The organism is Peribacillus sp. SIMBA_075 (assembly GCF_046534585.1).
The window spans coordinates 1-246 of the sequence record NZ_JAWRYN010001312.1 but is presented as its reverse complement, the minus strand read 5'-3'; the positions used below and the strand labels follow the sequence as shown (position 1 = coordinate 246).

Below are 246 nucleotides of genomic sequence, written 5' to 3'. Positions count from 1 at the left end.
AACCCGATCCGTTCCTTTATCTCTTTTTCATGCGTGTGATAATCTAGCCCAAAAATCTTCACCTCACCCGCATCCGGTTTTAACAAGTTCATGATGATTTTGATGGTGGTCGACTTACCGGCACCATTTTCCCCAATAAACCCTGTGACAAAGCCTTTCTTCACTTGCAAATCAAGACCCTGAATGGCAAAGTCCTTGAAACGTTTCGAAACCCCTTTGAATTCAATCACATGTTCCACCTATCTC

At 43.1% G+C, this 246-nt stretch carries 1 protein-coding gene; it reads right to left on the bottom strand.

Annotated features, from left to right (window positions below):
• Positions 1-239: ATP-binding cassette domain-containing protein (locus tag SB775_RS32600; RefSeq protein ID WP_410865433.1), on the bottom strand; the 239-nt coding region annotated here is incomplete at its 3' end.
• Positions 240-246: the final 7 nt, after the last annotated feature.